Source organism: Mycobacterium sp. (assembly GCF_035314665.1).
Lineage (GTDB): Bacteria > Actinomycetota > Actinomycetes > Mycobacteriales > Mycobacteriaceae > Mycobacterium.
Map to the genome: position 1 here is coordinate 1 of NZ_DATFZD010000057.1, position 2132 is coordinate 2132.

Sequence of the window (2132 nt, forward strand, 5' to 3'; positions counted from 1 at the left end):
AAGGGTCACCTCGGTGGTGTTGGTGAAGCGGCGTGTAGGAACCTGAATCGTCACCCACCGAGGCCCCACCTCAGCTCAACGACACGAACCCCCACCCCGGATATCCGCCAACCACCGCTGCACGCTCATTTCCGAAGAGCCGGATTACCGCCGGTTCGACGCGGCGTGTGGTGGGTGACTCTCGGCGTTGGCGGGGTGGCGTTTTGGGGTCAGGCCGATCGAGGTGACCGCACGCCGCCGCCGATCAGGTCCCGAAGTACTCGTGGATTTGGCGGATTGCCATAGATCCTTCGCCGACCGCGGACGCCACCCGCTTGACCGAGCCGCTACGCACGTCGCCCGCCGCGAACACACCGGGTCGGCTCGTCTCCAGCATCATTGGCTGACGTTGCGTTCGCCCCTGATTGCCGTCGGTGTCCGAGTAGAGCGCGGCCGGGCCGGTCGGCACGTAGCCATGGTCATCGAGCTCGATAGCGCCGGCGAGCCACGAGGTGTTGGGAACGGCGCCGATGAAAACGAACAGGGCGCGGGTCTGGATCGAATGACGCTCGCCGGTCCGTTTGTCCTCGGTCACTACCGCCGTGAGGGCACCGTCTCCGTGCACCTCCCGGATCTCTGTACACGACCGCACGGTCACGCGGGGGTGCTGGCGGATCTGGTCGACGAGATATCGGGACATGCTCGTGTTCAGGTCGTCGCCGCGGATCACCACATACACCCGGGAAACCCGGGATGCGAGGAAGATCGCCGCCTGGCCTGCAGAGTTACCACCCCCGACAATGACGACGGGCCCCGTGCCGCACATCAACGCCTCTTGAACCGTGGCGGCGTAGTACACGCCGTTGCCCTCGAACGATTCGATTCCCGGGACGGCGAGCCTACGATACCGCGCTCCCGTGGCCAGCACGACGGCACGGGCGATCACGGACGCTTGATCGGCGAGTCGGAGCAGATGGTGTCCGCTGTCGGATTCCAGCTGGATAACCTCCGCGGAGACCATGATCCGCGCGCCAAACTTGCCGGCCTGCAGAACGGCCCGTTCGGCCAGGTCGGCACCCGAGATCCCGCCCGGGAATCCGAGGTAGTTCTCGATTCTCGATGACGTCCCGGCCTGCCCGCCGGTTGCGATCCGCTCCATGGCCGCGGTGGTCAGGCCGTCGGAAGCGCCATACACGGCCGCGCCGAGGCCGGCCGGACCAGCGCCCACTACAACGACGTCGCATTCGTCGGGGACTGTGTCGGGCACCGGCAGCCCGACCCGGCGGGCCAGCTCGGCGTTGGTCGGGTTGCGAAGCACCTCACCGCCCCAGATCACCACCGGGGTGTCCTGCGCCGACACTCCGAACCGCTGCAGCAGCCGCTCGGCGTGCTTGTCGCGTTCCAGGTCGATCCACTTGTGCGGTAACCGGTTTCGCGCCGCGAATTCTCGCAGCCGCACGGTATCGGGGTCATAGCAGGAGCCGATGATCCTAAATCCGGTTCCTTCCTGGATGAGCAGCGAGCGGCGTAACAGGTATGCGCGCAGGATGAGGTCACTGAGCACCGGATCGTGGGCGACCAGGGCCCGCACCCGCTCGGTCGGTACCACTAGTACTTCGCCGAGTTCCACCACTTCGGCGGTGTAGAACGCGGCTTGTCCTTCGAGATCGCCCAGCTCCCCGAGGAACCGCCCGGGGCCATGTACCCGCATCACGTGCCGATTGCGCGCGTCGTCGGTAGTGGTAACGGCGACCTTGCCGGACAGAATGACGAAGAAGTAGTCGGAGCGCTCACCCTCGCGGACCAGCGTTTCGCCCGTGTCGACGGCGCGCCGGGTGCCGCCTGCCTCGAGGGTGGCAATCTGATCGTCGGACAGTCGCGGGTACGCGCCGTATGTGTCGGGGGTTTCCGCCAGCGGAGTCGATGCGGGCTGGTCGGTGGCGGCCTCAGACATAGTTCTCATGGACGTAGCACCAGCGCCAGTTCTCGCCGGGCTCCATGGACTGCACGATCGGGTGCCCGATGGTGCCGGCGTGCGCCCGGGCATGCCGCATCGGTGACGAGTCGCAGCAGCCGACATGCCCGCACGTCAGGCACAGCCGTAGGTGCACCCACGGTGTGCCGAGCCGCAGACATTCCTCGCAGCCGTTCGT

2 protein-coding genes are annotated in these 2132 nt (G+C 66.7%); both read right to left on the bottom strand.

The annotated features are described in order from the left end of the window. Window positions 1-244: 244 nt before the first annotated feature. Window positions 245-1942 carry an FAD-dependent oxidoreductase gene (locus VKI00_RS04315; RefSeq protein ID WP_324435692.1) on the bottom strand — a complete coding sequence of 566 codons (1698 nt, stop codon included), beginning with the start codon at window positions 1940-1942 and terminating at the stop codon, window positions 245-247. Next, window positions 1926-2132 (bottom strand): UBP-type zinc finger domain-containing protein (locus tag VKI00_RS04320; protein WP_324435693.1); only part of this gene is annotated, 207 nt, incomplete at its 5' end. The genes VKI00_RS04320 and VKI00_RS04315, both read right to left, overlap by 17 nt.

Excerpts from the sequence above, each read along its gene's own strand:
- VKI00_RS04315 (WP_324435692.1), bottom strand. The coding sequence starts at position 1,942 with ATGAGAACTATGTCTGAGGCCGCCACCGACCAGCCCGCATCGACTCCG.